Origin of the sequence: Mycobacterium sp. H4Y (assembly GCF_000364405.1) — a bacterium.
GTDB classification, from domain to species: domain Bacteria; phylum Actinomycetota; class Actinomycetes; order Mycobacteriales; family Mycobacteriaceae; genus Mycobacterium; species Mycobacterium intracellulare.
Genome location: NZ_AKIG01000003.1, coordinates 21,256 through 47,660, shown reverse-complemented (window position 1 = coordinate 47,660; position 26,405 = coordinate 21,256). Strand labels below are relative to the sequence as shown.

The 26,405-nt window shown below is 69.0% G+C and carries 27 protein-coding genes; 9 read left to right on the top strand and 18 right to left on the bottom strand.

What is annotated here, in order from left to right; translation table 11 throughout:
- The first annotated feature begins 50 nt into the window (after nt 1-50).
- Entirely contained in the window at nt 51-659 is a 609-nt protein-coding gene (locus W7U_RS21120) for a TetR/AcrR family transcriptional regulator (RefSeq protein WP_008262373.1), read from the top strand.
- An 8-nt stretch (nt 660-667) separates the two neighbouring features.
- Here the strand turns inward: W7U_RS21120 and W7U_RS21115 are convergent, their stop codons facing one another.
- The 11 genes from W7U_RS21115 to W7U_RS21065 form a co-directional block, all read right to left on the bottom strand.
- Nucleotides 668-1,303, bottom strand: a complete 636-nt coding sequence (locus W7U_RS21115) for a TetR family transcriptional regulator (RefSeq protein ID WP_257786931.1) — start codon at nt 1,301-1,303, stop codon at nt 668-670.
- Between the two features lie 27 nt (nt 1,304-1,330).
- Nucleotides 1,331-2,620: a lipase family protein gene (locus W7U_RS21110; RefSeq protein WP_170320639.1), complete on the bottom strand. Its 1,290-nt coding sequence runs from the start codon at nt 2,618-2,620 to the stop codon at nt 1,331-1,333.
- 218 nt (nt 2,621-2,838) lie between these two features.
- Nucleotides 2,839-3,648 carry a polysaccharide deacetylase family protein gene (locus W7U_RS21105; protein ID WP_008262367.1) on the bottom strand — a complete coding sequence of 270 codons (810 nt, stop codon included), beginning with the start codon at nt 3,646-3,648 and terminating at the stop codon, nt 2,839-2,841.
- Between the two features lie 257 nt (nt 3,649-3,905).
- A complete protein-coding gene (locus tag W7U_RS21100; protein ID WP_008262365.1) occupies nt 3,906-5,294 on the bottom strand; it encodes an alpha/beta hydrolase-fold protein in 1,389 nt (462 codons plus the stop codon).
- A gap of 145 nt (nt 5,295-5,439) precedes the next feature.
- Entirely contained in the window at nt 5,440-7,710 is a 2,271-nt protein-coding gene (locus W7U_RS21095) for a heavy metal translocating P-type ATPase (protein ID WP_008262364.1), read from the bottom strand.
- Nucleotides 7,707-7,919, bottom strand: coding sequence for a heavy metal-associated domain-containing protein (locus W7U_RS21090; RefSeq protein ID WP_008262354.1), 213 nt, complete (start codon nt 7,917-7,919; stop codon nt 7,707-7,709). The genes W7U_RS21095 and W7U_RS21090 overlap by 4 nt, the downstream gene beginning before the upstream one ends.
- Nucleotides 7,920-7,982: 63 nt before the next feature.
- Nucleotides 7,983-8,753: an SDR family oxidoreductase gene (locus W7U_RS21085; RefSeq protein ID WP_008262352.1), complete on the bottom strand. Its 771-nt coding sequence runs from the start codon at nt 8,751-8,753 to the stop codon at nt 7,983-7,985.
- A complete protein-coding gene (locus W7U_RS21080; RefSeq protein ID WP_008262349.1) occupies nt 8,753-9,574 on the bottom strand; it encodes a mycofactocin-coupled SDR family oxidoreductase in 822 nt (273 codons plus the stop codon). The genes W7U_RS21085 and W7U_RS21080 overlap by 1 nt, the downstream gene beginning before the upstream one ends.
- Before the next feature lie 18 nt (nt 9,575-9,592).
- On the bottom strand, nt 9,593-10,657 hold the full coding sequence (locus W7U_RS21075) for a hypothetical protein (RefSeq protein ID WP_008262347.1): 1,065 nt from the start codon (nt 10,655-10,657) through the stop codon (nt 9,593-9,595).
- Entirely contained in the window at nt 10,647-11,807 is a 1,161-nt protein-coding gene (locus W7U_RS21070; protein ID WP_008262346.1) for a sulfotransferase, read from the bottom strand. The genes W7U_RS21075 and W7U_RS21070 overlap by 11 nt, the downstream gene beginning before the upstream one ends.
- Before the next feature lie 34 nt (nt 11,808-11,841).
- Nucleotides 11,842-12,717 carry an SDR family NAD(P)-dependent oxidoreductase gene (locus W7U_RS21065; RefSeq protein WP_008262344.1) on the bottom strand — a complete coding sequence of 292 codons (876 nt, stop codon included), beginning with the start codon at nt 12,715-12,717 and terminating at the stop codon, nt 11,842-11,844.
- Nucleotides 12,718-12,856: 139 nt separating this feature from the next.
- On the opposite strand from W7U_RS21065, the gene W7U_RS21060 reads away from it, so the two are divergent.
- On the top strand, nt 12,857-13,822 hold the full coding sequence (locus tag W7U_RS21060) for a LysR family transcriptional regulator (RefSeq protein ID WP_008262342.1): 966 nt from the start codon (nt 12,857-12,859) through the stop codon (nt 13,820-13,822).
- Between the two features lie 39 nt (nt 13,823-13,861).
- Nucleotides 13,862-14,332 (top strand): SRPBCC family protein, encoded by a 471-nt coding sequence (locus tag W7U_RS21055; protein WP_008262340.1) that lies wholly within the window; start codon nt 13,862-13,864, stop codon nt 14,330-14,332.
- On the opposite strand, the gene W7U_RS21050 is transcribed toward W7U_RS21055, so the two are convergent.
- The gene (locus W7U_RS21050; protein ID WP_008262339.1) at nt 14,333-14,893 is read right to left on the bottom strand and encodes a pyridoxamine 5'-phosphate oxidase family protein; all 561 of its coding nucleotides are present in this window, start codon (nt 14,891-14,893) and stop codon (nt 14,333-14,335) included. It lies immediately after the preceding gene.
- A 122-nt stretch (nt 14,894-15,015) separates the two neighbouring features.
- Between W7U_RS21050 and W7U_RS21045 the strand changes: the two genes are divergently transcribed.
- The 3 genes from W7U_RS21045 to W7U_RS21035 all read left to right on the top strand — a co-directional run bounded on the left by W7U_RS21045 (nt 15,016) and on the right by W7U_RS21035 (nt 17,868).
- On the top strand, nt 15,016-15,624 hold the full coding sequence (locus W7U_RS21045) for a TetR/AcrR family transcriptional regulator (RefSeq protein ID WP_014386108.1): 609 nt from the start codon (nt 15,016-15,018) through the stop codon (nt 15,622-15,624).
- Nucleotides 15,625-15,685: 61 nt separating this feature from the next.
- The gene (locus W7U_RS21040; protein WP_008262337.1) at nt 15,686-16,162 is read left to right on the top strand and encodes a DUF417 family protein; all 477 of its coding nucleotides are present in this window, start codon (nt 15,686-15,688) and stop codon (nt 16,160-16,162) included.
- Nucleotides 16,163-16,281: 119 nt separating this feature from the next.
- Nucleotides 16,282-17,868 (top strand): NAD(P)/FAD-dependent oxidoreductase, encoded by a 1,587-nt coding sequence (locus W7U_RS21035; RefSeq protein ID WP_008262336.1) that lies wholly within the window; start codon nt 16,282-16,284, stop codon nt 17,866-17,868.
- On the opposite strand, the gene W7U_RS21030 is transcribed toward W7U_RS21035, so the two are convergent.
- From W7U_RS21030 to W7U_RS21010, 5 genes are all read right to left on the bottom strand, one after another.
- Nucleotides 17,860-18,702, bottom strand: coding sequence for an SDR family oxidoreductase (locus tag W7U_RS21030; protein ID WP_008262335.1), 843 nt, complete (start codon nt 18,700-18,702; stop codon nt 17,860-17,862). The genes W7U_RS21035 and W7U_RS21030 overlap by 9 nt on opposite strands.
- A 34-nt stretch (nt 18,703-18,736) precedes the next feature.
- On the bottom strand, nt 18,737-20,029 hold the full coding sequence (locus tag W7U_RS21025) for a sodium/hydrogen exchanger (protein WP_014383517.1): 1,293 nt from the start codon (nt 20,027-20,029) through the stop codon (nt 18,737-18,739).
- Between the two features lie 244 nt (nt 20,030-20,273).
- Entirely contained in the window at nt 20,274-21,092 is an 819-nt protein-coding gene (locus tag W7U_RS21020) for an SDR family NAD(P)-dependent oxidoreductase (protein WP_008262333.1), read from the bottom strand.
- Entirely contained in the window at nt 21,093-21,506 is a 414-nt protein-coding gene (locus W7U_RS21015; protein ID WP_008262331.1) for a nuclear transport factor 2 family protein, read from the bottom strand.
- Nucleotides 21,503-22,546 carry a zinc-binding dehydrogenase gene (locus W7U_RS21010; RefSeq protein ID WP_008262325.1) on the bottom strand — a complete coding sequence of 348 codons (1,044 nt, stop codon included), beginning with the start codon at nt 22,544-22,546 and terminating at the stop codon, nt 21,503-21,505. Before W7U_RS21010 ends, W7U_RS21015 begins: the two co-directional genes overlap by 4 nt.
- Before the next feature lie 124 nt (nt 22,547-22,670).
- Between W7U_RS21010 and W7U_RS21005 the strand changes: the two genes are divergently transcribed.
- Genes W7U_RS21005 through W7U_RS20995 form a run of 3 tightly spaced genes read left to right on the top strand, consistent with a single transcriptional unit; the run spans nt 22,671 to nt 25,760 of the window.
- Complete coding sequence (locus W7U_RS21005) at nt 22,671-23,519, top strand: helix-turn-helix domain-containing protein (RefSeq protein ID WP_008262323.1); 849 nt, start codon at nt 22,671-22,673, stop codon at nt 23,517-23,519.
- A gap of 41 nt (nt 23,520-23,560) precedes the next feature.
- Nucleotides 23,561-24,949, top strand: a complete 1,389-nt coding sequence (locus W7U_RS21000) for an MmgE/PrpD family protein (RefSeq protein WP_008262321.1) — start codon at nt 23,561-23,563, stop codon at nt 24,947-24,949.
- A 46-nt stretch (nt 24,950-24,995) separates the two neighbouring features.
- Nucleotides 24,996-25,760, top strand: a complete 765-nt coding sequence (locus W7U_RS20995) for a DUF2127 domain-containing protein (protein WP_008262319.1) — start codon at nt 24,996-24,998, stop codon at nt 25,758-25,760.
- Nucleotides 25,761-25,777: 17 nt separating this feature from the next.
- On the opposite strand, the gene W7U_RS20990 is transcribed toward W7U_RS20995, so the two are convergent.
- On the bottom strand, nt 25,778-26,392 hold the full coding sequence (locus W7U_RS20990) for a PaaI family thioesterase (protein WP_008262317.1): 615 nt from the start codon (nt 26,390-26,392) through the stop codon (nt 25,778-25,780).
- Between the last annotated feature and the right edge of the window lie 13 nt (nt 26,393-26,405).

The window sequence follows — 26,405 nt, the reverse complement described above, 5'->3', positions numbered from 1 at the left end:
GAGATACACTTACAAACAGGCTGTCTGTTCGTAAGTTACCAACAGGTTGTATGGAAAGCAAGAGACGCACCCAGGAGGAGCGCTCCGCGGCCACCCGCGAGGCGCTGATCGCGGCTGCCCGCAAACTCTGGGGCCTGCGGGGATACGCCGACGTGGGGACGCCCGAAATCGCCTCGGCCGCCGGGGTCACCCGCGGCGCGATGTATCACCAATTCGCCGACAAGGCGGCGCTGTTCCGTGAGGTCGTCGAGGTCGTCGAGCAGGATGTGATGGCGCGGATGGCCGTGGTGGTCGCCGAGTCGGGGGCGGCGACGCCGACGGCCGCGGTCCGGGGCGCGGTCGACGCCTGGCTCGAGGTGTCCGCCGATCCCGAAGTGCGGCAACTGATCCTGCTGGACGCGCCGAGCGTGCTCGGCTGGGCGGCATTCCGCGACGTGGCACAGCGGTACAGCCTGGGCATGACCGAGCAGATGCTCACCGAGGCGATCCGGGCCGGCGAGTTGGCCGAGCAGCCGGTGCGGCCGCTGGCGCACGTGCTCATCGGCGCGCTCGACGAGGCCGCGATGGTCATCGCCACCGCCGATGACCCGGACCGCACGCGCGACGAGACCCGGGAAGTGCTGCACCGGCTCATCGACGGGATGTTCGACGCGCGCTGACGAGGCGGTCAGTCACCGCGCACCTGCGCGACGCCGGCGATGACGCCCTGGATGAGCCGGTCGAGGTGCTCGGGGTCGTCGACGGCGGGCTGGCCCGCGACGAAGGTCAGCATGATCCCGTTGATGAACGCCAGGGTGGCGATCGCCTGGTCGTCGACCAATGCCGGATCCGGCGCGCTGCCCTCGGGGTGCCACTGGGTGACGACGTCGCGGGCCAGGGCGTAGAGCCGGTCCGCCGACTCACTAAGGGCCGCGGCCAGTTCCGGGTCCCGGCCGGCCAGCAGCGCCAGCTCGTAGCGGGCCTTGGCGCGGGTGAGCCAGGGTTCGCTGTTGACGTACATGACGATGCGGGCCAGGCCGGCGGTGCCGGTGAACTGGGAGGCGTGATCCTCGGCCAGTTCGGCCATCATCGAAAAGTCGGCGACGTCGAGCTCGGCCAGCCGGGTGGCGATGGCGTGCACCAGCGCCCTGCGGGTCCGGAAATAAAACGATGTGGTGCCGGCCGGCACGCCCGCGCGGTCGTCGACTTTCGGGTGACTGACCCCGTGCACCCCATTGCTGCCCAGCAATTCGATCGCGGCGTCGGCGAGTTGGCGGCGCCGCTCCGGCGCGTTGTGCTTTCTGCGTGCAGCGATGCGCCCCAGTTTATCGGCGCCGACCTAGCCCGCGCTTTAGAACTGACCGCAGTTCGGCGTGGTGGGCTCCCCGTTGAAGCGGGCGGCGATCCATTGCATCGCCGGTTCGCCGTCGACCAGCATCGGCAGCGCGTGGTTGATGACGAGCTTGTTGAGGAACGGCGGCTCTTCGTTGGTGCGGAATTCGACGTCGGCGTCCTGGGCACACCAGTCGCGCCCGAGCTGGTTGGCCGCGGTCCACGGCACCAGCGGGTCGTAGCGATTGCTGTCGATCATCACCGGCGCGTTCGGTTTGAAGCGGCCGAGCCGTTGCGCCTCGAACAGGCTGTTGAACGGCTCCTCGTTCACCAGCTGATTGATGTCCTCGGTGAAGTAGGGCTGTATGTGACGAAACATGAAGTCCAGCAACGTCTGTCCGACGCATTGGCGTGACACCGATTCCAGCATCGCCAACCCGCGCGGCGTCATCTTGGAGCGAATGATGTCGGCGAACTCGGGATAGGCGGCCATGACGCTGTTGAGCGCGTACCCGACGACACCGACCAGCGCGCTGCCGTCGGCGTAGGGCAACAGCTCCTTGAGGTCGGCGGGTGGCGCCCCGGCGTAGGTGCCCACGATGTGAAGGTCGGGGGCGTATTGCGAGGCGAGCTCGGCCGCCGACGCGGTCGCGCCGCCGCCCTGCGAATAGCCCCAAAACGCCACGGGCCCATGCGGATCCAGCGACGTGCCGGGTAGGCGCATGGCGGCGCGGGCGGCATCGAGCACCGCCTGTCCCTCGGCCACCCGCCCCACATACGTGTGCATTGGCGCGGTGCCCAGGCCCTCGTAGTCGGTCATCACAATGGCGAAGCCGCGCGCGACCATGGTGGCGACGAACAGTTCCTCGTAGTTGAACATGATGTCCCAGCCACCCGAATAGTGGATGCCCTGGTTGAACATTCGCGACGGCGCACACTGATTGCCCTGCCCCTGGGTGCCCGGCGCGTAACTGATCAACGGGCGCGGCCCGGCGCCCGGCCAGTCGTTGTAGGGCTCGAAGTAGGTGCCCGTCACCGCGATCGGGTTGCCCCGGGTGTCGGTGCTGCGGTACATGATTCGCGTGCCGGTCGCCATGATCGCACCCAGCTGGCCGGAGGGCTCCAGCACCAGCCGCGACGGTTCGGTGCGGATCAGGTCGCCGGGTTGACCGGGCGGCAGCGGATCCGGCGCGGCATAAAAGTCCGCGTACTGCGGCTCGTCCCCGCCGTCGGCGCGCGCAATTCCGGTGCCCACCAGAGCCGAAGCAATTATCAGCAGTACTGTGAATACTCCCCCGGCCCGATGCATTACGGAACGGTAACAATGGACCGCCCGCCAGCGGAAGAGCAATCTCTAATTTTTTAGAGATGATCTCGCGGTTAACGGAATTCCGGCCGCCTCTTCCGCCCAGGGGCTCGGCTCACCGGAGCGCGGCTTCTGCGCGAGCGCCGGCTGGGGGATCCACGCGAGACGTCGAAAACGTTGTCGGCCAACGAGTCCGCTCCCGGCGCCGGCGGTAGCCGCCGTCAGGGCGTCTTGAGGAACACGTCGTTGAGCGTGACGGTGCGCAGGTTGCGGTCGCGGATGATGTCGACGAGCTGCGGATAGACGTGCGTCACCGGCAGATGATTGAGGTGCCCGATCACGATGGCCTGCGGCGTGAAGTACTGGTCGGCCATCTGCACGATGTAGTCCTCGGTGATCAACGTCGAATCCGACAGCGAACCCGACCACAAGGTGGGCACCTTGTAACCGAGGTCGGCGGCCACGGCATCCACGGCGGCGTTGCGCTTGGCGTAGGGCGGGCGCCAATAGGGTTTCGCGCCGATGCCGTACGTCTTCTTCAAGAACGTGTCGTTTCGTGTGAGCTGTTCGGCGACTTGCTCTTTGGTCAGTGTGGTCAGGTCCGGGTGTGACCAGGTGTGGTTGCCAAGTTGGATCTGCCCGCTGTCGACCAACGGCCGGAGCAGTTCGGAGTTTTCGGTCCACGAGTCGTAGATCCCGTTCACGAAGTACGTCAGCCGCACGCCGGTGTCCCTGGCGAACTGCGTGTAGGCGCGGACCACTTCGCTGTTCACGCCGTCGTCGACGGTCAGCGCGAGCAGGTCGCCTTCGCCCGGGAGCTTCATCAATGCGCCGCCGCCGGGTAGGGGGATGCGGGCGCTGAGCGGCGGGGGCGGCAGCAGGGCCTGCGGGGCGGTCGGGCCCGAAGTCGGTATGTCGACGCCGGGCGTCTGGGCGAACGTGCGCGGCTGCGGGTCGACGATGAGCCGCGCCGTCCCGACGCCGGCAACCACCGACGCGGCGAGCGATCCAAGAAACTGGCGGCGGTTCATGGCTGCGAAGGGGCGACGTCGATCAAAAGGGATGGGCGCAGAAAAGGAGAATTTGGCCCGGTCATTCGGAAACGGATGGCGGCGCGTTGCGTACCGGGCGGGTCCCCGCAGGGACCGCCGTTCGCGCAAAACACCGAGGCCACAGCAGCGAACCGTACCATTCAAAGGCCCAAATAGTCGGCTGCGTTACGGGAGGGTCAGCTGTGAATTCTCTCGGCGGACATCGCGGCCGCTGACGGCGACCCGACCAGCGAGGATCAATGCGGTTCCCCGGCGCCGCGTTGCGGCAATTGCACGGGTTCGGCGGCGGGAGTTCCAAGCGTAAAAGCCAGCCACGGCAGGGCGGTGGCAAACGCCTGGGCGGCAAACGGCCAGTCGTGCTTGCCCTCCTGGGTGACCACCGCACATGCGATGCCGTGCGCGGCGCCGACCGCACACAGCGACCTCGCGGCGGCGTCCTGGCCCTCGGGGTTGGCGGCGGGATCGCTGGACGCGACGAGGGTCGGACTGGCCTGTTCGGCGACGTTGCCGGGCCCCGAGGAGACGGGCACGTCGAACCATCCGGACAGGCCGGCGTAGTGACCGTGCTTGGTCATCACGGTGACCGGGTCGAAGGCGGCCCACGCGGCCTGATCCCCGCCGAACAGCCGCGCGACGGACTGGTCCTTGGAGCCGACGTTGGGACCGCGGTCGCCCGCGATGTCCACGAACGCGCTGAACAGCTCCGGGTGCATGACGGCCAGGTCGACGGCGCAGGTACCGCCCATCGACCAGCCGGCGACGCCCCAGTTGGCCCGATCGGCGCTGACGCCGAAGTTCGACACCGTGAACGGGATGACGTCTTTGGAAAGGTGGTCGGCGGCGTTGCCGCGGGGGCCGTTGACGCACTCGGTGTCGTTGTCGAACGACCCGGTCGGATCGACGAACACCAGCACCGGCGAGAAACCGTGATGCGCGGCGGCGAAGTTGTCGATGGCGGTGAAGGCGCCGCCCGGACCCAGCCAATCCGCCGGGGTGTTGAAGGCCGAGCTGATCATCATGACGGCCGGTAGCCGGGGCGGGGGATTGCTGTTGAACCATGCCGGTGGCAGATAGACCAATTCCCGCCGGTGGGCGAAATGGGAGCCCGAGGAGTCGATGTCGACCGGCACCACGACGCCCTTGGTGGGCCTCGTTCCCGCGATCTGCATCTCGGTGACGCGCAGGCGGTCGACCTGGTCGGGCAACGGCACCGAGGTCAGCTGGTTCCACGCGGCCAGCGCCGTGGGGAAGTAGCCCACCCAGCCGTTGAGCGCCATGCCCGCGCACAGGACGCACAGCGGTATCGACAGCACGGCCAGCCCGCGGCGCCACCAGCGCACGCCCCGCCAGCCCACCAGGAACACCGCGGCGGCCAGCCCGCTCATCGCGATCCACAACCACAGCGTCGTCGGCGCGGGATCACCGGCCACCCCGAGCGAGGTGATGTACCAGCGCGATAGCGCGGTCACCGCGACGGCCGCGATCAGCGCCACGGGCAGCACTCGCTTGAGCCAACTTCGCGCGCGCCATTGGATCGCGACGATCAGCACGAGCAACGCGAGGCCCTGAACGGCGGGCGGAAACCAGCCATGCAGCAGGGACAGTTGCCCGAAGAACTGCTCCAACGGTCGTGACCTTTGCTAGATCGATCGCTGCGCGAGGGTGCGGTGATTGTCGTGATCGTCAAGGGGCCGGGCGGCGTCTCGGCGGCCGGTGGCCGGACTCACTATCCCATACGATCGCGGCCCGCCGGCCTACGCTCCGCCGGGTTCACGTGTCCGTGACGACGCTGGTGAATGAGCGCAGCCGCAGGCTGTTGCCGACGACGAGAACGCTGGAGAGCGCCATGGCGGCGCCGGCCAGCATCGGGTTGAGCATGCCGAGCGCGGCGAGGGGGATCGCGGCGAGGTTGTAGCCGAACGCCCACACCAGGTTGGTCTTGATGGTGGCCAGCGTCCGGCGGGAGAGCCGGATCGCGTCCACGGCCGCCCGCAGGTCGTCGCGGATCACGGTGAGGTCGGCCGCCTCGATCGCGACATCGGTGCCCGCGCCCATGGCCAGACCCAGATCGGCGGCGGCCAGCGCGGCGGCGTCGTTGACGCCGTCGCCGACCATGGCGACCACCTTGCCCTCGGCTTGCAGACGCTTGACGGCCGCGACCTTGTCGTCGGGCATCGCCTCGGCGATCACCTCGGCGATGCCGAGTTCGGCGGCGATGCGGGCGGCGACGGTGTGGTTGTCGCCGGTGAGCAGCACCGGGGTCAGGCCGAGTCGCTGCAACTGGCGCACGGCGTCGCCGCTGGACGGCTTGACGGTGTCGGCGAGCACCAGGAGCCCCCGCGCCGCGCCGTCCCAGCCGACGACGACGGCCGTCTTGCCGTCGCCCTCCGCGCGGGATTTGGCCGCGGCGAGCGCGGCGTCGAGGCGCGCACCGCGCTCGTCCATCAGGCTCGCGCGCCCGACGACGACGGCGTGGCCGTCGACCGTGCCGTGCACGCCCATGCCGTGGACACCCGCGAAATCGGCGGGCGTGGGGAGCGCGCCGAGCTGCGCCGCGGCGGCCCGGGCGATGGCCTGCGCGACCGGATGTTCGGAGGCGGCCTCCAGGGCACCGGCGTAGCGCAACAGCGTGGCGCGGTCGGTTCCCGCCCCGACGACCACGTCGACCAGGGCCATTCGGCCGGTGGTGACGGTGCCGGTCTTGTCGAGCACGATCGTGTCGATCCTGCGGGTGGACTCCAGCACTTCGGGCCCCTGGATGAGGACGCCGAGCTGGGCCGCGCGGCCGGTGCCGACCAGTAGGGCGGTCGGAGTCGCGAGGCCCATCGCGCACGGGCAGGCGATGATGAGCACCGCGACGGCGGCCGTCAGCGCGGTGGTGGGCGAGAAGCCCGCCGCGAGCCAGCCGCCCAGGGTCGCCACCGCGAGCGCCAGGACGACGGGAACGAACACGCCGGAGACCCGGTCCGCGAGGCGCTGCACCCGTGCCTTGCCCGATTGGGCCCGTTCGACGAGCTTGGCCATCTGCGCCAGCTGGGTGTCGTCGCCAATCCCGGTGGCCCGGACGACAAGCCGGCCCCCGGCGTTGACGGTGCCGCCGGTGACGGCGTCGCCCGCTCCGACCTCGACGGGCACCGACTCGCCGGTCAGCATCGATGCGTCGACCGCCGAGGAACCCGTGACGACGACCCCGTCGGTCGCGATCCGTTCCCCGGGACGCACCACGAACTGGTCACCCACCGCGAGCCGCTCGATCGGGAGCCGGGTCTCGGTGCCGTCACGCAAGACCCCGACGTCCTTGGCGCCCAGCGCCACCAGCGCGCGCAGCGCGTCGCCGGCGGACCGCTTGGCCCGCTTCTCGAAATAACGGCCGGCCAGGACGAACAGCGTGACGCCGGCGGCCACCTCGAAGTAGACGTGGCACGGGGCGTCATCGCGCCCGACCGTGAGCTCGAAGTCGTGCTGCATGCCCGGCTGGGCGGCGGTCCCGAGGAACAGCGCGTAGAGCGACCACAGGAACGCGGCCAGGGTCCCGATCGAGACCAGGGTGTCCATGGTGGCGACGCCGTGTTTGAGGTTGGCCCAGGCGGCCGCGTGGAAGGGCAGCCCGCACCACAGGACGACCGGCGCCGTCAGCGCCAGCGACGCCCAGTGCCAGTGGTGAAACTGCCACGCGGGAACCATGGCCATGGCGATAACCGGGCCGGCCAGCACGGCGGCGGCGATCAGCCGCCGGCGCAGCGAAGTCAGCTCGGCGTCGCGCACCGGCGAACGTCGCGGCAGGGCGGCCGCGTAACCGGCCTTTTCGACCTCGGCGATCAGGATCCGTGGGTCGTACCCGGCGGGGGCGCTGACGGCGGCCGTCTCGGTCGCATAGTTGACGGTGGCCGAGACGCCGGCGAGCTTGTTGAGCTTTCTTTCGATCCGGGCGGCGCAGGAGGCGCAGGTCATCCCGGTGATCTCGAGCTCGATGGGGGGCGCGGCGGCCGGCGTGTCCTCGGGGAGGGTGCCCTCGTCGATGTTTCGCGGGGGCGTGCTCATGCGACCTGGACGGCCTGGAAGCCCGCCTCGTCGACCGCGGCGAGGACGGCGTCCGCGTCGATGGGCACCGCGCTGGTGACGACGAGCCGGCCGGTGTCGGCGCTGACCGTCACGCCGTCGACGCCGGGAATCCCGGCGACCTCGCCCTGGACGGCGGCCTCGCAGTGCGCGCAGCTCATCCCGCTCACCCGATATTCGCTGGTGGGCACGCCGCTCCTTCTCGATCCCGCCGCGGACTTGACCCCACCATTCTGCCTGCCGGGGGGTTCGGGCTATTGGCGCAGGTGCGACCCGCCGCCGATGTACCACACCTGGCCGGTGATCCACTCGGCCTCGTCGGACAGCAGGAACGCGGTGATCGCCGCGAGGTCGTCCGGCTTGCCCAGCCGGCTGGTCTTGCCGAACGTCAGGAAGGCCTGCTGGAGCGCGACGTCGTTTTGGCGCTCCTGGGTCTCGCCCATCACCAGGCCCGGCATGACCCCGTTGCTGCGGATGTTGTGTTTGCCCCAGTTGACGGCCACGTGCCGGGTCAGGTGGTTCACCGCCGCCTTCGAGGCGCCGTAGGCGACGTGCATGGGGTCGCTGCCCAGCGCGGCGCCCGACGAGGTGTTCACGATGCTGCCCCCACCCCGGGCGAGCAGGTGCGGCAGGACCGCGCGGATCGTGCGGACGTACCCGAGCAGGTTGACGTCGAGCGTGCGCTGCCAGACGTCCATGTCGGTGTCGAGAATCGTGGTGTCGCGTCCCAGGTTTCCCTCGGACAGATCGGCGCCCACGTTGTGCAGGCCGTCGATGGCCCCGAACTCGTCGAGCGTCGTCTCGACGAGGCGCCGCACCGACTGCTCGTCGGCGAGGTCGAACTCGACGGCGATCGCGCGGCCGCCGGCCGACACGATGCGCTGCGCGGTGGCGGCGGCGCCCGCAATGTTGTTGTCGCCGATGGCAACACGGGCGCCTTCGGTGGCGAGGCGTTCGGCGGTGGCCGCGCCGATCCCGGTGGCGCCCCCGGCGACCACAAATGTCTTGCCGGTCAGGCCGCGCATCACACGTACCCGACGCCGATGTCGACCGACACCTGGGTCGCGGTCACCAATCTGGATTGGTCGGAGGCCAGCCAGGCCACGGCGTCGGCGATGTCCTCGGGCTGCGCGATGCCCTCGGGCAGCAGCGGTTTGTGCATGCCCCGCAGGTGTGGGTAGTCGTCGGCGGCGGCCTGTAACGCTTCCCGCATCCGGCCGGTGCCCATCGGGGTGGCGACGGCGCCGGGGTTGAGGCTGTTGACGCGGATGTTGTACCGGCCGAGCTCGGCGGCGAACGCCCGCGCCATCCCCACGACCGCGTGTTTGCTTGCGGTGTAATGGATCATGAACGACTGCATCTTGATGCCGGCCGCCGAACCGATGAGGATGATCGAGCCGCCGCGGCCGCCGTCAATGATGTGCCGCACCCCCGCCATCACGGTGTTCCAGGTGCCGATCACGTTGGTGTCGATGGTGTCTCGGAACGCCTGCGCGGTGATCTGATCCCAGGGCGCGGGGCTGCAGATCCCGGCGTTGGCGACGATGACGTCGAGCCGGCCCAGCTCGCCGACCCCCTTGTCCACGGCGGCGGACAGCGCGTCAAGATCGCGGATGTCGGCCTCGGCGGTGACGACCCGCCGGCCGCCTTCGCTCACCAGCCGTGCGGTTTCGGCCAGATCGTCGGACGTCGGCGAGTCGTAGGGGACGCTCGGCGGCAGCGGCCCGGCGAGATCGACCGCGATGATGTCGGCGCCCTCGGCCGCAAGACGCACGGCGTGTGCCCGGCCCTGCCCGCGCGCGGCGCCGGTGATCAGCGCGACCTTTCCCGAGAGTGACTGGCTCATGTGTGGTCTGGGTTCCTTTCAGTCGCGCGCGAGCTTGTCGAGCGGGTTGGAGCGTTCCAGCATGCCGTACGCTTCTTCGCCGTCCCATCGGTAGCGCACGCCGGCCTGCTGGACGGCGGGGAACTCGGCCATCTCCTCTTTGAGGGCGTGCATGGAGTACATGTCGTCGTCGTGGTGCACGTCGTGCGTGGAAAACACTGTCTCGCCGGCGATTTCGACTAGCCCGTCGGCGGTCTCCAGCACCAGCGAGGCATCCTCGCCGAGTGGCCGCAGGCGTGTCAGCCACGGCGCCCGCACCGCCCGCGCCGGGACCAGGCCGCCGTCGCCGGTGAAGACGAATCCCTCGTTGAAGGTGGGCTGGCCGTCGGGGCGCGGCGGATAGGCGATGTAGCCGAAGGCGCGGCCGCTGCCGAACACGGCCGACTGCCAGCAGTGTCCCCAGAAGCCGGCGAGCTTGCGCACCCCGGTGCGACGGATCCGCAGGCCGCTCCCGGTGAAGGTGTGGCGTTCATCCCCAAATCGGAATTCCCCTGTGGCGGTGAACAATTGCTCGTAGCGGGGCCCGCCCATGATGGCCCCGACAGACGTCGTTTGGAGCTGCGTGCCCGCGTCGGCCTGTAGCGCGCCCTGGACCCACGGGGGCACGGCCATCCTCGCCTCGACGTGGAAGCCGATGTTGGTCGTCGGGCCGTCCTTCCTGCCCGCCACCAGGTCGACCGACGAGGTCTGCACGGCCGGCCCGTCGTAGGACATCGTCCAGGTGTCGAAGGGTTCGAGGCACTGGAATGCCAGGCCGCCGGCGCCGAGCACGGTGGGCCGCCCGTCGGCGCCGCGAGCCGGCAGCGACGGCCCGTTGGTGCGTAGCCGGTAGACGCGCCCGTCGGGAAACGCGGCATTGATCTGAATGTCGTGGGAGTCCCAATTGGCGCCCACCGCCTCGATTCCCACGCGGGGCAGGCCGATCTCGCCGCGGTCGTCGACCACCCAGAAACTGACCGAGTCCCGCATCTCCGGATCCTCGGGGCGCTGCGCCAGCACGTACTCGCGCGACGGGTCGATGCCGCCGGTGAGATCAACCGCCATTGCTTTCCTCGCTCCTCACCTTTGGATGCCGCGTCCACCGCCGCGCGCTGTCCACATAGCGCGCGAACCGGGGCCGAACCTCGTCGAGATCGATGCCGAACTCCACCGGGTCGGCGTGCGAGCTCGGCTCGCGCTGCGCGGCGGCGTGTTCCCACCAACTGTGCATCCGCGCTTCGAACTCGTCGGACACCGGGGCCCCGAGCCAGGCGTACAGCCCGGCGACCTCGCCGACCGGGTCGGCCTGCATGGCCCGAAAGTCGATGTCGTAGAACCGATCGTCGGTACCGGCCGCGCGGAACCGCAGCGCCCGCTCCATGCCCAGCGACCAATGCTCGACGTTGAGCCGGCCGATGTAGCGGCGGTCGATCCGGGTGTTGAACGACCCGATGATGTCGGCGTACAGGTCGGCCACCGACAACAGGACGTCGGTGGGATCGCGATGGGTCATCACGAATCGGGCGTCCGGGAACACCGCGTCCAGCGCGTCGAGCCACAACACATGGGACGGGCACTTCAGCCGCCACGACCGCTCAGGCTCGCCCCACTGCAGCAGCTGCATCACCCGCCGCTGATAGCGAAACGTCGGGGTGAGGTCGGCGTGGTGCACGAGCCACGTTGAGTACGAGGGGATTTCGGCGAACGACTGAAAGATGTGCGACTTGAAATCGAGCGCCATCAGCTCGTGGCACTCCATGGGCCCATGGGTGTCGCCGGGAACGTGGCGGCGGGTGCCGACCATCTCGCCCCGGTCGGCCGGGACGCGGGGATCGACGCCGTGCACCGTCGAGGGCGGGGGGCACGGTTGCGTCGACTCCCACCGGCGCAGGTAGCGCACCTCGGGATCCTGGGCCAGCAGCATGGACAGGGCGGTGGATCCGGTCCGGGGCAATCCCAGGCCGACCAGCGGTTCGCGGATGGGCACGTCGCCGATCTCCGGGTGCCGCCGAAACCAGTCCTCGACCTGCAGCCGTTGCGAGAGATAGCCCGCGATGCGTTGGCGCAGAAAGGCTTCCCCGCGCTCGTTCAGGTGGGCCTCGTCGCGCAACGCCGACAACAGGACGTTCAGGCCCTCGGTGAAGGAGTCGTCGCCGAAGTCGGTGAGCCCGGTCTGCGCCGCGGCCTCCTCCATCAGCTCACCGGATGTCAGCACGGCGTCTCCTCGATCAAAGTCCTTGCGGCGGCGCTCAACCCATCCACTGCCCGCCGGCGACGTCGATGGTCTGACCGCACAGGTAGTCGGCGGCCTCGGAGGCCAGGAATGCGACCATGTTGGCGGCCTCCTCGGGCAACGACGCGCGACCCAGCTGGACCTGGTGGGTGATCGCTTCCTGGATGGCGCCGCGGCCGGCGCGCTGCTTGTCGTCCTGAGGATCGAGCAGGTACTGCCGCATCTCCGGTTTGATCATGATGCCCGGCGCCACGCCCAACACGTTGACACCGCGCAGCGCGACCTCGTGGGCGAGGTTGCGCGTGAACCCGATGACGCCGGCCTTGCACGCGTTGTAGACGACCAGGCCGCGCTGCTGAATGCGGCCGCCGACCGACCCGATGTTGATGATCTTCCCCGAACCCTGGTCGAGCATGTACGCCAGCGCGGCGTGCGCCCCGTACATCATCATCGTCAGGCTGCCCAGCACCGTGTAGTCGATGTCCTCTTTCGTCTGCTTCTCGAACGGACCCGCGGCCACCATCACCGGGTTGTTCACCATGATGTCGAGGCCGCCGAGCTCGTGGTGAGCCTGCCGCACCGCGCCGTGCACCTGGTCCCAGTCGGACATGTCGGCCTTGACCGGGATGGCCCGCACGCCCCAGCGCCGCTCGACTTCCTCGGCCCGGCGTTCGACCTTCTCGAAGGTGCGGCCGATGAGCGCGACCTCGGCGCCGCAGCCGGCCAGCCGGTTGGCGATCGCCTGCCCCAGGCCGTCGCCGCCGGCTCCGGTGACGAAGGCCTTCTTGCCGGACAGGTCCATCAGCTCGGTCACGCGCTTGCCGACGATGTGCTCCGGTAGGCGGTCCAACCCGAGCAGCTGCACCCAGTCCTGGTCGTCCTGAACCGTCATCGTCGACCCCTCCTCAGCCAGACCGGGACGGCATCGCCGCCCCACCTCGCTGACGATATGACGGCCTCACGGCCAGCAGGTAATACCAATTCGGGAAACCAGTCATGCCGCATTTATATGGCTGGTAGATGTGGAGGCGATGGACACCCACCGGCTCAAGTACTTCCTGCGGATCGCGGAGGAAGGCTCGATCACCCGCGCGGCCGCGGTGTTGGGCATCGCCCAGCCGGCGCTGAGTCGCCAGATCCGGCTGCTGGAGGAGGACCTCGGCATCACGCTGTTCGAGCGGACCCGCCGGGGCGTGCACCTCACCGAGGAGGGCGAACGGCTGCGCTCCTCGACCGCCGCGCCGCTGCGTCAGCTCGAGCTCGCGGTCCGGTATGCGGGATCGCCGTTGGCGCGCATCGAGCGCGGGCTGCTGTTCGGGATCGTGCCGACCGCCGCCGGCGTCCTGGCCGCGCCGCTGGCGGCAAGCGTGGGCGCCGCGTTCCCGAATGTCCATTTCCACGTCGCCGTGGCCGAGACCGACGACCTGGTGGAGCGCCTCCTCAAGGGCGCGATCGACCTCGCGGTGATCAACCCGGTCTCCGATGACCGGCTCTTCCACCGGCACCTGGTGACCGAGGACCTCGTGCTGGTCGGGGGGCCCGCGTCGGAGCTCTCGCCCGCCAGCCCGATCCGCTTCACCGATCTCGCCAAGCTCCCGCTGGTCATGCCCAGCGGGCTGACCGGCATTCGAAACACCCTGGAGAACACCGCGCTGCGGCTCAAAGTTGCGATCACGGCCCGCTTTTCGACCGATTCGGTGGAGGTGGCCAAGCATCTGGCCGCCGCGGGGCTCGGCTATGCGGTGCTGCCGATGGCGGCGTGCGGCGCCGATGTGGAGGCGGGGCGGCTGCGGTGGACGTCGATCCACGAACCCCCGATCGACCAACAACTCGGCGTGGCCGCCACCGCGGCGCTGGAACTGCCCCGCGAATTCGCGGCGAAGATCGGCATCGTGTTGCGCGAAGAGGTGGCGCGGTTGACCAAATCCGGCTTCTGGCCGGCGCGTTTCGAGCCGTCACCGGTATGGGACCCCAACATCCCCGAGCCGCGGAACTGAACGGGATTACGCTGCCGGTTAGCGGAAAGGAGATTCGCAATGACCGTCACCGTTGTTGACCGGGGGCCCCGCCAGGTGAGCCGCAGAGTCGAAGTGGCCGCGCCGGCGGCCGAGCTGTACGCCATCGTCGCCGATCCGCGGCGTCACCACGAACTCGACGGGTCGGGCACGGTGCGCGACAACATCACCATGCCGCCGCAACTCCTTGAGGGCTCGAAGTTTTCGACGAGCATGAAGATGTTCGGCGTGCCCTACCGCATCACCAGCACGATCACCGCGCTGACGCCGAACGAGGTGGTCGAATGGCGCCACCCGCTGGGTCATCGCTGGCGGTGGGAATTCGAGGCGCTGTCACCGAACCTGACGCAGGTCACCGAGACGTTCGACTACCGGGATGCCGGTGCGCTGAAGAACAAACTGAAGTACTACGAGCGGATGGGCTTCGTCAAGGCGAACGCCTCGGGCATCGAGGCGACGCTGACCAAACTGCGGGATCGCTACGCTGGGTGATCAGTTCGCCACCGGATCGGCTGCGTCCCAGGGCATCACGCCGGACACCCAGTGGCTCAGTTCCGAGGCCTGGTCGTTGCGGTGCAGATGGCGTGGAGGCGTCGCGTAGGTGGAGTAGGGCCGGCACCGAATGACGACGCGGTTCTCGCGTTCGCACATCGCCTCGATGTGCGGGCGCGCCTCGTCACCGAGTGGCTGGCCGGACATTCGGCCGGCGACCGCCATCATCACGTCGATCGCCAGATCCCGGTCGTCCTCGACGGCGGCGTCGGCGTAGACCTGCAGGTAGGCGAAGGGCCACCGCTCGTCGAGGACGCACAGGCTCACCTTGCCGTCGCGCTGAACGATCCGGGCTTTGCCCCTGCCGGCCATCGTGGAGACGAGCAAGTCGTCGGTGTCGGTGGGGATGTAGTACACGACCGACATGGCGGGGCCGTCGTGGCGGCGACGGTAGCCGAACACGCACGTGCGATGCGTGCGCACGAATTCCCGTCGTTCGGAGGGAAGCATGTCGCGGTCGGCCGGAGCGGTGAAGGGCTCTGCCGCCAGGGGGAGGAGCATGACGAATTTTCCTTGCTGTCAACGGAGTTGATCCGCGCGATAATTACGGATACAGTGTCTCCGTAATGCGTGACGATGTCAACCGGGGGCCGCGGCGGTCCCGCGGCCGCCCGGCCCTGCCGATGGACCGCATCCTGGGCGCGGCCGTCGAACTCCTCGACGCGGAGGGGGCGGACGCGTTGTCGATGCGGTCGCTTGCCCAGCGCCTGGGATCGGGCACCGCCACGCTGTACCGCCACTTTTCCAATCGATCCGAACTGGTGTCGCAGGTGATCGACCACATACTGGGCGAAGTCGACCTCGATGCGCGGGCGCTGGCGGCCCTACCGTGGCAGCAGGCGTGTATCACGTTCGCGCAACACATGTTTGACGCGCTGCGCCGGCATGGCAATGTCGCGCCGCTGTTGATCGAATACACGCCGACGGGGCCGAGCGCGTTGGCCAATCGCGAGCGCTGCCTGGTGATCCTGCTGGACAACGGCTTTGCGCCGGCGGTCGCGGCCCATGCCTACGCCACGCTGGCCCGTTACGTCTTGGGTTTCGCGCTACAACTGCCCGGAGCGACGGATGGGGGCGGTGAAGCGGAGCTGTCGGCGGCGTTTCATCGGCTCGATCCGTCGCGTTATCCCGCGACCGTCACCGTCGCCGACGAGCTTCCCGTTCCGCTGGCCGACGAGTTCGCTTTTGGGTTGCGGCTCATCGTCTCCGGGCTCGAACGACTGCGCGAGTGAACGTTTTCGCGGCGCCAACCGTGGCTTGGGTGGATGACCGCGCCCGAAAGGACACCGCTCGATGATCGCAAACACGCTGAGCCGCTGGGGTCAACTCGTGGGCCGCTATGGCCTGGTGGTGGTGCTGGTGTGGATCGGAGTGGGCAAGTACGTGAAGATGGAATCGCGCGTGCTCATCGAGCACAGCCCCCTGATGAGCTGGCTCTACGACGTCTTCAGCGTCACCTTCGTCGCGCGGGCGCTCGGAACGATGGAAATCGTTGCGGCCCTGCTCATCGCGCTGCGGCCATGGCGGCCGCGGGTCTCGGCGGCGGGCAGCGCGCTGGCGGTGGTGCTGTTCCTGGGCACGGTGAGTTTCTTGTTCACCACCCCCGGCGTGATCGCAACCCATGCCCACGGCATGCCGGTGCTCTCGGCGCTGCCCGGCCAGTTTCTGCTCAAGGACCTGGTATTGCTCGGGGTTGCCGTGTGGACGCTGGGCGACTCGCTGTCCGCGGGCGGCGTCACCGCACGGCCGTATCCCGCCCGCAGCGAGTGACTATATAGTCGTGGCCACGGAGAGGAAGCCGAGGCCGTGACCGAGACCGTTGGCCAGGAGATAGGCGTCGACGCGCCACGACGCGGGCACGCCGAAGAACGCCGCGCGCAGGGCGGCCCGTGACCAGCCGAAAAGCCCGCTGGCTCTATGCCGTTGGGCGGCTGCGCGCGACGACGCGGCGCGGGCGATCGCCGCGGGTGGCGATCATCGGCGCGGGCTTCGGCGGTCTCGGTGCCGCCGTCGCGCTGCGCCGCGCCGGCATCGACGACCTGGTGATCATCGAGGGCGCCGACGGCGTCGGCGGCACCTGGCGCCGCAACACCTATCCCGGCGCCGCCTGCGACATCCAGAGCCATCTGTACTCATTTTCCTTCGCGCCCAACGCATCCTGGACCCGCACGTACGCCCGGCAGCCCGAGATCCTGGCCTACCTCGAATCGGTCGCCGACGATTTCGATCTGCGACGCCACCTCATGCTCGACACGACCGTGCGGTCCCTGCACTGGAACCCGGGCGCCGGGACGTGGGAGTGCCGAGTCGACCGCAACGGCGAGTCCGCCACGTTGGTCGCCGACGTCGTCGTGTGCGCGGTCGGGCTGTTCGGTTCGGCCAAGCTGCCCGACATCGACGGGCTGACGGGGTTCGCCGGACCGGTGCTGCATACCGCGCAGTGGGATCACCAGCTCGACCTGGCGGGGCGCGACGTGGCGGTGATCGGGACGGGCGCCAGCGGGGTGCAGTTGGTGCCGGAGCTGGCGAAGACCGCCGGACACGTCACGGTCTTCCAGCGGACCCCGCCGTGGATGGTGCCCAAGGACGACCGCCCGTACAGCGCAAGCGAATTGGCGCGGTTCAGGCGCAGCCCGGTCGCGCTGCGCCGCACCCGGTGGAAGATCTGGAAATTCCAGCACGACAACACCGCGACGTTCGCCGACGATCCCGTGGTGGCCGCGCGCACGCAGATCGCGACGTCGTTCCTGGACCGCACCGTCGACGACGAGCCGTTGCGCCGAGCGCTGACCCCGGACTATCCGTTCCGGTGTAAGCGAGTGTTGTTGGGCGACGACTATTACCGGGCCCTGCAGCGGGACAACGTCGAATTGGTCACCGAGCCCATCGCGCGGGTCGGCGAGACGTCGGTGATCACCGCGTCGGGCCGCGAAATCGCCAGCGACGCGATCGTGCTCGCCACCGGCTTCGAGACGTCCCGCTACCTGTCCGGCATCGACGTCACCGGAACGGGTGGCCGCCGGTTACACGAGCACTGGGGTGACGATCCGTGCGCCTACCTGGGGGTGGCGGTCAGCGGATTCCCGAACTTCTTCATGCTGTACGGCCCCAACACCAACCAGGGCGGCAACTCGATCGTCTACATCCTCGAGTCCGCGGCGCGGCTGGTCGCCAGCGCGGTGAGCCGCCTGGCGCGCCGTGGCGGCTACCTCGACGTGCGTCCCGAGGCCGAAAGGCGATACAACGACCAGCTTTCCGCCGACCTGGCGCGGACCATCTGGACGCAGTGCGACAGCTATTTCCGTTCGCCCACCGGCCGCATCGTCACCCAATGGCCCTATACCGAGCTGGACTACGCCCGCCGGACCTGGCGGCTGCGACGCCGAGATTGGATCCACCGCTGCGGCGCGCCACCACGGGATGACGCGCACCCGGTCGATGGTGAAACACGATGTGCACCAGCACCTTCAGGCTGAGCTGGCGGCGGCCGCCCTCGCCCGCTCGGTCATCGAGGCGATCACCCCGCCGTCGTTGAGGATGTCGGTGCCGGTGAGGTAGCCGGCCTTCTCGCTGGCGCAGAAGGCGAGCAGCTCCGCCATTTCCTCCGGCTTGCCCCACCGCGGGACCGCGGCGTCGGCCACCATCGCGCCCGCCCCCGCCTGCTCCTCCAGCCTGCCCATCTCGGTGTCGATCGAACCGGGGGACACCGAGACGATGCGCAGTCCGCGCGCGTTGAAGCGCTCCGCCTGTGACTGGCTGTACCACTTCACGAAGCTCTTGCTCAGGGCGTACGCGAGACCGGACCGCGCCTCCTCGGGGGCGATGTCGCACGCGGTCATCATGGCGCCCATGAAGGCGTCGGCGTCGTCGAGCGCGAGCGGGAATTGGCCTGTCGGAATGATCTCCGCGGGCAGCATGTGCGCCGCCATCGAGGCCACATTGACGATCACCGCGCCCTCGCCGGCGACCGCGTAGAACTCCTCGTCGACGTTGACGGTGCCGACCGCATTGGTCCGCATGACGTAATCGGCGGGTCCCATGCTCGGGCTCACGCCCGCGGTGTGGATGACCGAGACGACCGATCCGAGGTTCGTGGCGGTGCCGAGCAGGTCCACGACGGCTCGCCGGTCGGTGACGTCGCAGTTCACGACGGTGGGGTTGATCCCGAGCTCTTGCAGCGTGGCGGCGGCGGTCGTCAGCCGGTCCTGCCGGACGTCGCAGAGCACCACCGTGTGGTCGCGCCCGACGATCTTCGCGGTGGCCAGGCCCATGCCACCCGCGCCGCCTGTGATTACGGACACTCGATTCATACCTGGACGGTATACGGCGCGCGATCGCGGGACGTTACGGGTCTGGCACTGGATGTAACGGGTGGCCGGTGTGGCGGACGGCCGTCCCGAAGAACGGCGCCCGGACCGTGGCGGGCAGGTGGCGCCGGTAGCGGATCAGCGCGACGACGGCCACCGCCGCGTAGACGCCGCAGAGCAGCAGGCGGCCGTGCGTCGAGGCGATCGGGAACTGCACGACGAACATTCCCAAGAGCGCCAGCGCCGCGCCCCGGTGGAAGCGCAGCGCCAGGATCAGCGCCACGCCCATCATCGTCTGGGTCGCCGTGAGCAGCATCTCCTCCACCTGGCGGGAGTCGAGGTGCAGGGCGAACCCGCCGCCACCGAGCAGGTGGGAGATGGGCAGCGAGCCGATCAGCAGGGTCCACTGGTTGACCTTGGAAGAGATCAGCGTGGCGATGGCCGCCGTGCCCTTGCCGCGGGTGGCGAAGATGGTCGCGATGATGAACTCCGGGGCCTCCGACGCCAGCGGGGCCAGCCACTGAACCAGCAGGAACCGGTTGACGCCCAGTTCGGTACCTGCGGCCACCAGGTTGTCGGCAAACGGCTTGGCGCACAGCAGAATCACCGCGCCCGAGGCGGCGAAGAGGCCGACCACGGCGACGCGACGACGGACGTCGGGCAGTTCGCCCAGCGCGGCGGCGGTACCGATCAGGTCGGGCTCCTCGACCTCGCCGTGGCTCAGCTTGTACAGGTAGAACCCGAACCAGGCCAGCAACGCCAGCCCCAGCCCGAAATGAATCTCGCCGGCCACCGGCACCGCGAACGCGATGACGCCGGCGATCAACAGGAATCCCAGTTCGACGCGGTTTGCTGGCTCCAGCGTCAGCCCGGTGGGTTTCCCTGATCCGGACCTGCGCGCCACCACGATGCTGACCAGCACCACGACCGGCCAACCCAGCCCCATCAGCAGCCGGTTGGACCCGGTCATGTTGGCGGCCGCGTACTGCGTGTATTCGGCGTTGTGGCCGGAGACGTACGCGTAGTACAGGTCGACCGCGTATTCGGGCAGGACCGCGATCAAGGCGAGCAGCGCCGTCGCCAGGCCGCCGGACACATCGATCTGGGCGGCCTCGGCGGCCCACGCCAGCAGGAAGCTGGCCGCCACCACCGCGGCGCCGAAGATCAGCAGCGCGGGCACGGCGCCGACGTGCAGCCCGGCGATCCGGATGGCCACGGCCGGGGCGACGAATGCCCCGGTGATCAGCCCGGAACGCGTCAGGGTGCGGCGCCGCCACTGGGCCGTCATCGTGACGTCGGCAGCGGGCCTGTCTATGGCGAGCATCGTCATCCTTCGCGGGAGGCGGCGATCGGGTGGTGGTACTTCGGCTCGGTTGCCGTGACGAACTGATTACCCAAGCTACCCGTCGCCCACACCGTCAGCAACGCGGTGGGTAGGCAAAGTCGGTGACGTGCCCACGCCCATATTTGCTGTACAGGGGCCTATGGAAGCGAAAGTTAGGCAGCCCTGATTTCGAATTTTGGCAAACCTCGCCACGACTGGTTCGACGCGCAGCGAACGGTTCGGGTTCCCACTAGTGGTCCGGCCCCATGGCCGCGGCGGCGGCCTGGGCGAAAAGCTCGACGGCCTGATTGCGGCTCAGCGACGCCAGCAGCTGCGCGGCGGCGCGCATGGTGTCGCCCACCATCAGCGTCGGGCCGTTGCCCAGGTTCTCGAAGGCCTCGGCGATGACCTCGGAGACGGGGGCCGCGTCCGCCGGCGGCTCGTCGGGCGAGCCGATCTGGCCGCGGCTGTATTCGAGCGCGCGCAGGGCCGGCGTATCGGTCTTGCCGAGGATGAGCCCCAGGACGTCGACGCCCTTGGGTTGCAGTTCGGCCCAGAGCGCCTCGGCGAACACCATGTCGAAAGCCTTGGAGGCGCCGTAGGCGACCATGTTGGGCCCACCGGCCAACCCGGCACCGGAGCCGAAGAGGACGATGCCGCCGCTGCCTCGCCGGACCATCGCGGGCGCGAAGTGGTGGCACAGCTGCATGGGCACCATGCAGTTGCGCTGCACCATCGCCTCGGCGGCCTCGATCGAATTGGCAAGGAACGGTGTGAACTTCGGGTCGGCGCCGGCGCAGTAGACCAGCATCCCGATCTCCAGGTCGCCGGTGGCGGCTGCGATCGCCGCCGCGGCGCCGGGCTGCGCGAGATCGATAGCGACAGTGCGGGTTTGCGCCGACGTCGTGTTCTCGATCTCGGCCGCGACGCGGTCGAGAACGCTTTGCCGCCGGGCGAGCAGCACCACGTTGACACCGCGTTCGGCCAGTCCTTCGGCGAACGCCGCCCCCACACCGTCGGACGCGCCGGCCACCAACGCCCACGGCCCGTACTTCGTCGCGAACGTCATCTACGGGGCCCCGAACGTAGCGACGCGCACCTGAGTGAAGCGGCGCCGCGCGATGCGCCATCCCTCGCCGGTCCGCACGATCTCGTCGTCGTAAAAGCCCCACGCGTTGACGCCGGCCTGGTTGTCACCGAACATGATCACCGCGTCGACATAGGTTCGGGCAGTGGCATTGTCGCCTTCGACGGCGATGACCTGGTTGGATAGCCGATGCAGGGTGTGGCCCGCCATCGCGTGCGTCTTGTCCATGAAGTCGGTGACCTCGTCCACACCGCTCCAGCGGCCGATCTCGCCGTAGTCGAGCTCGCAGTCGTCGGTGAACACGGTGCGAAACAGCGGCCAGTCGCGCCTGTCGATGCCGGTGGCGTAACGCACCAGCAGGTCCGAAATGTCTTGCCGGTCTTCTCTTTCGCTCACGGGCGATCTCCAGTCGGGTGGACGATGATCCGGGGCGGACCGTCGGACCTGCGGGCCAGCTCGAGGGCGTCGGGGACCTCGTCGAGGCCGATGATCTTCCCTACGCTCGGTAGCGGGTCCAGCCGCCCCGACGCGATCGCGTCGAGTGTGCCGTACCAGTCCTGCGGGTGCGGGCCGCCGCCGAACTGGATGGTCACGCCCTGGCGGGTGGCGGTGGTGATGTCGAGGGTGTCGCCGGTGTACCAGCCACCCGCACAGTAGATTCGGGTGCCCATCTCGGCGGATTCGACCAGCTTCTGGATCAGCCCCGGGGCGCCGACGCATTCGAATACGACGGCCGGCCCGGGCAATCCGCGCTGCGCGCGGACCTCGTTGAAGGCCTCGAACGGGGACTTCTCGGAAGGGTCGACCACGACGTGGGCACCGAAGCGGTCGCGGGCCAGCTCGCGCCGGTCGGATTTGTAGTCCGCCACGATGATGGGCTCGACGCCGCGGGCGGCCAGCGCGGCGGCGGCCGAAAGTCCGATCGCCCCCGCGCCGATGACGATCGCGACCTCACCCTGTCCCAACCGCGCCGACCGCACGTAGAACTCGCCGACCGCGAACGCGTCGGTCAAGGCGACGGCGTCGCTGGGCACGTCACCCGGGACGCGCTTGGCCGCGACCTCCGAAACCACCAACAGCTCACCGAAACTGCCCTGCGCCTCGGGATGCTGGCCGATGATGCGCATTCCGCCCGCGCCGCCGTCGACCAGCCGCACGGGCATGGCGGTCACCCGCGTGCCGGCGGCGAATTGGTCGGTGCAACCGGGACCGTGCCCGATGACCTCACCCACGAATTCGTGACCGAGCACGATGTCGCGCTCGGTGTCATACAGCGAGCGGCCGGTCGGGTCGTCGATGGCGAGTTCCGGGTGGTCCATGAAATGCACGTCGGACGCGCAGATGGCGGTGCTCAACGTGCGCAGCAACAACTCGCCCTGGCCGGGGATGGGGTCCGCGGTCTCGCGGACCTGCAGCCGACCGTCTCGCAACACCACTGCGCGCAATACGGTAGCTTTCTCGAATAATCGACATAAGATCTCGAATGTTCGTACAACTGTAAAAATCGCGTAGCGGAGGAGTCAAGCGATTCGCGGATCGACGTCAGCGCCGACCGCGCGGGTGCTCGACGTCGTCGAGCTCCTTGCGCGGTCCGGAAGCGCGCGGCTGCGGTTCTCCGACGTGGTGCGCGAGCTCGATCTCACGCAGGCGACGGCGCACGCCATCCTCAAGACCTTGTGCGACCGCGGCTGGGCCAGTCGCGATCCGATCGCGAAGACATTCGCGCTGGGGCCGGCGCTCGCCGTGGTGGCCGCCCGCACGGACACCGCCCGCCCGCTGGCCCACGCGGCGCGCTCGGCCGCGCTGCGCCTGTCCCGTGCAGTCGGCTACGCCTGTTCGGTGGTCGAGAAGTTCGGAGACTCCCTGGTGGTCACCGCCTTTGAGGGCGAACCCGCCACCCAGCCGTCGGGCATACCGGGCGACCGCATCCCCTACGCACCACCCTTCGGGGTGGCGATGGCGGCCTGGGACACCGACGAGGAACAACGCGCCTGGATCCGCCGCGGCGCGGGCAGCAATGCCGATCGCATGCAGCGCCTGCAACAGGTCCTCGCACGGACGCGGGAACGGGGATTCGACATCGACTGGACGACGCCCGCACTGGCCCAGGCCGTCCAGGTGGTCGGCACCTTGGACAGCAGTGAGATGCCGACGCCCGTGCGACACATCATGGACCAGCTGCTCGTCGAATTCACCACCATCGGGTTCCTTTCCGACGACAACCCGGGGCGGCGGAAGCAACCCGTGGTGACCATCGCCGCACCGGTCTTCGACGACAGTGGACGCGTTTCCCTGATGGTGGCCGTGCACCCACTGTGCCCGCTGAGCGCGCGGCAGATCCGGGACATCGGGGCGCATCTGACCGACGAGACGACGGCACTGAGCGGATCACAACCATCAGCCGGGTAGCCTCGCCTCGGAGGCGAAAAGTCGTGGCAGAGAACTATCTTGTGGACGAGCTGGCCCAATTCGTCGTCGGCGCACAGGCGTCTGACCTGACCGGGCGGCCCCGAGCGCTGCTGACGCGCAATGTGCTCGACAGCGTCGCGTGCGCCGTCGGTTCGTTGAACGGGGAGCTCATCGGGGCGATCCGTGAACACACCGCCCAATTCAGCGGAGACCCGACGGCAACGCTGGTCGGCGGAGGCCGGGCATCGGTGGACCAGGCCGCGTTCTTCAATGCGGTGCTGGTGCGCTACCCCGATCTGCTCGACACCTATCTGACGGTGGGAGGTCTGTGCCATCCCGCCGACAACTTCGGTGCCGTGCTGGCGGTGGCCGAGCACACCGGCGCGGGCGGCGCCGACTTCCTGCTGGCACTGGCGGTCGCCTACGAGGTCCAATGCCGTTTCAGCGCACAGGTTCCCGTGATGGCGCGCGGACTCAACCATGCGCTGCAACTGGCGATGTCGGTGGCGGCGGGCACCGCGAAACTGCTCGGGCTCAGTGCCGAACAGACCACCAACGCCATCGCGGCCGCCGCCGCCGACAATGTGTCGCTGGCGGGCGTGCATGCCGAACCGGTTTCCCACTGGAAGGGCATCTCCCCGGCCAGCACCGGCATGCGCGCCGTCTACACGACGATGCTGGCGGCGCGCGGAGTCACCGGTCCCAAGTCGCTGTTCGACGGCCCTCACGGGCTGGTCCAATTATTCGGTCAGCCAATCGATTTCCACACCGCCGACCGGGCACTGTCCTGCGTCGAGCAGACCTATCTGAAGCAGTACTGTTCGCTCATCCACGGCCAGGTGGTGATCGACGCGGTCCTGGCGCTGCGTGCCGAGAACAGTCTGCGCGGCGAGGACGTCGCGCGGGTCAGCCTCGAGGTCTTTCAGGGCGCATTCGACATCGCCGGCGGCGGTGCGTACGGCAACAAGGAGCACCCGCGCACCAAGGAGCAGGCCGACTACAACCTCAAATACCTGAGCGCGGTCGCCCTGCTCGACGGGGGAGTCGGTCCCGAACAGCTTGAGACCGAACGGGTTCTGCGCGCCGACGTTCAGGACCTCTTGTCGCGGGTGGACGTCACGGCGGCCGACGATTTGACCGCGGACTATCCGCAGCGCACGGCGGCGCGGGTGCACCTCAGGACGCACGACGGACGCGAATTCAGCCGCGAGCAGGACGATTACGAGGGATCACCCACCCGTCCGATGTCCTGGGATCGCGTGGTGGACAAATTTTGGTGGCTCACCGGGCCCTTTTGCGAGCGGGCGCTGGGTGACGAGATCATCGCGGCGGTCGCACGGCTCGACGAGATTCCCGTCGCCACGCTCACCGGACTGCTCGGCGCCGTGAGCCCCACCGCCCGGCGACCGCGCAGCGGGCCGCGCTTCTGACGCGCGCCCCCTTGCGCGTCCGGGCACGCGCGGTCGATGATCGGCCATGCCCAAAGAACGTGGCCTCAATCGGTGGGAGCTGGTTACCTGCGCGCTCGCGGGACACGTCACCTACGCGCCCGACGAGCACGCGCTCGCGCAGCGCCTGAGCGGCACCACCGGTCTGGGTGAGGCATGGCGCTGTCTGCGGTGCGGTGAATTCACCGTCGGCCCGCCGCACGGACGCGGTCACGCCGAGGACGCGCCGATGATCATGCGCGGCAAGGCCTTACGCCAGGCCATCATCATTCGGGCCCTGGCGGTGGAACGCCTGTTCCGTGCGGTCGTGATCGTCCTGGCGGCCTATGCGGTGTGGAAGTTTCGCGGAGCGCGGGGCGCCATTCAGGCCACCCTCGACCGGGACCTGCCGATCTTCCGCGCCGCCGGCTTCAAGGTCGATCAGATGACCATCGTGCACGAACTGGAAAAGGCGTTGGCGGCCAAGCCGTCCACCCTGGCGTTGCTGACCCTGATGCTGGCGGGCTATGCACTGCTGGAGGTCGTCGAAGGCGTCGGCCTGTGGCTGCTGAAACGCTGGGGCGAATACTTCGCGGTGATCGCCACCTCGGTCTTCCTACCGCTGGAGATCCACGACCTGGCCAAGGGCATCACGATGACGCGGGTGGTGACGTTCACCATCAACGTGGCCGCGGTGATCTATCTGCTGATCTCCAAACGCCTGTTCGGCCTGCGCGGTGGGCGCAGGGCCTACGACGCGGAACGGCGCGGCGAGCAGCTGCTCGACGTCGAGCGGGCCGCGACCAGGACCTGAATCTGCGGCACGGTCCGCTATTCCGCGGCCGGCCTGGGATGAATGAAAATACCCTCGGCCTCCACGGTGACGCCGTGCTCGTCGGCCAGGTGACCGACGGCGAACGTCTTGACGCCCTCCACACGCTCGACATGAGCCTGGGCCCGCAGTGGCCGTCCCAGCGCCGTGGGGCGCCGGTACCGCAGCGTGAGCGTGCCGGTGAACGCGGGCTTGTCGGGCTGGTGCGCGGTCGCGCCCAGCACATGATCGAGCACCAGCGCGCACACGCCGCCGTGCACGGTGTCCGGCGGGCCCTCGTAGGCGGCGCCCAGCACGAACTCCGACCACACCAGTCCGTCGGGTTCGTGATGGATGACCAGCGGCGGTGCGATCGGGTTGCGCAGGCCCACCACCGCGTTGCCCCACGCGATGGTCTGGCCATCGGGATTGCGGTGCACGCCGAACGGCCCGGGCTTCAACGCCCCGCTCAATTCCGCTGCCGCACTGTCGATCTTGGACGTGGCCGCCGCCACCGCCGCGGCGCCGGCCTCGGTGCGGATGCTGATATCGATGAGCCGGCGAAGCGATTCGGCCAGCGGCGCGTAGACCGACTCGAGCTCGCCGAAGTCGATGCAGGGCGTTTGGTCATGCATCTTCGCAACTTAA

Bases quoted from the DNA above. Each gene is read 5' to 3' on its own strand.
- W7U_RS21120 (WP_008262373.1), top strand. From the start codon at position 51: ATGGAAAGCAAGAGACGCACCCAGGAGGAGCGCTCCGCGGCCACCCGC.
- W7U_RS21110 (WP_170320639.1), bottom strand. From the start codon at position 2,620: ATGCATCGGGCCGGGGGAGTATTCACAGTACTGCTGATAATTGCTTCG.
- W7U_RS21105 (WP_008262367.1), bottom strand. From the start codon at position 3,648: ATGAACCGCCGCCAGTTTCTTGGATCGCTCGCCGCGTCGGTGGTTGCC.
- W7U_RS21095 (WP_008262364.1), bottom strand. From the start codon at position 7,710: ATGAGCACGCCCCCGCGAAACATCGACGAGGGCACCCTCCCCGAGGAC.
- W7U_RS21085 (WP_008262352.1), bottom strand. From the start codon at position 8,753: ATGCGCGGCCTGACCGGCAAGACATTTGTGGTCGCCGGGGGCGCCACC.
- W7U_RS21080 (WP_008262349.1), bottom strand. From the start codon at position 9,574: ATGAGCCAGTCACTCTCGGGAAAGGTCGCGCTGATCACCGGCGCCGCG.
- W7U_RS21075 (WP_008262347.1), bottom strand. From the start codon at position 10,657: ATGGCGGTTGATCTCACCGGCGGCATCGACCCGTCGCGCGAGTACGTG.
- W7U_RS21065 (WP_008262344.1), bottom strand. From the start codon at position 12,717: ATGACGGTTCAGGACGACCAGGACTGGGTGCAGCTGCTCGGGTTGGAC.
- W7U_RS21060 (WP_008262342.1), top strand. From the start codon at position 12,857: ATGGACACCCACCGGCTCAAGTACTTCCTGCGGATCGCGGAGGAAGGC.
- W7U_RS21055 (WP_008262340.1), top strand. From the start codon at position 13,862: ATGACCGTCACCGTTGTTGACCGGGGGCCCCGCCAGGTGAGCCGCAGA.
- W7U_RS21050 (WP_008262339.1), bottom strand. From the start codon at position 14,893: ATGCTCCTCCCCCTGGCGGCAGAGCCCTTCACCGCTCCGGCCGACCGC.
- W7U_RS21045 (WP_014386108.1), top strand. From the start codon at position 15,016: ATGGACCGCATCCTGGGCGCGGCCGTCGAACTCCTCGACGCGGAGGGG.
- W7U_RS21040 (WP_008262337.1), top strand. From the start codon at position 15,686: ATGATCGCAAACACGCTGAGCCGCTGGGGTCAACTCGTGGGCCGCTAT.
- W7U_RS21030 (WP_008262335.1), bottom strand. From the start codon at position 18,702: ATGAATCGAGTGTCCGTAATCACAGGCGGCGCGGGTGGCATGGGCCTG.
- W7U_RS21025 (WP_014383517.1), bottom strand. From the start codon at position 20,029: ATGACGATGCTCGCCATAGACAGGCCCGCTGCCGACGTCACGATGACG.
- W7U_RS21020 (WP_008262333.1), bottom strand. From the start codon at position 21,092: ATGACGTTCGCGACGAAGTACGGGCCGTGGGCGTTGGTGGCCGGCGCG.
- W7U_RS20995 (WP_008262319.1), top strand. From the start codon at position 24,996: ATGCCCAAAGAACGTGGCCTCAATCGGTGGGAGCTGGTTACCTGCGCG.
- W7U_RS20990 (WP_008262317.1), bottom strand. From the start codon at position 26,392: ATGCATGACCAAACGCCCTGCATCGACTTCGGCGAGCTCGAGTCGGTC.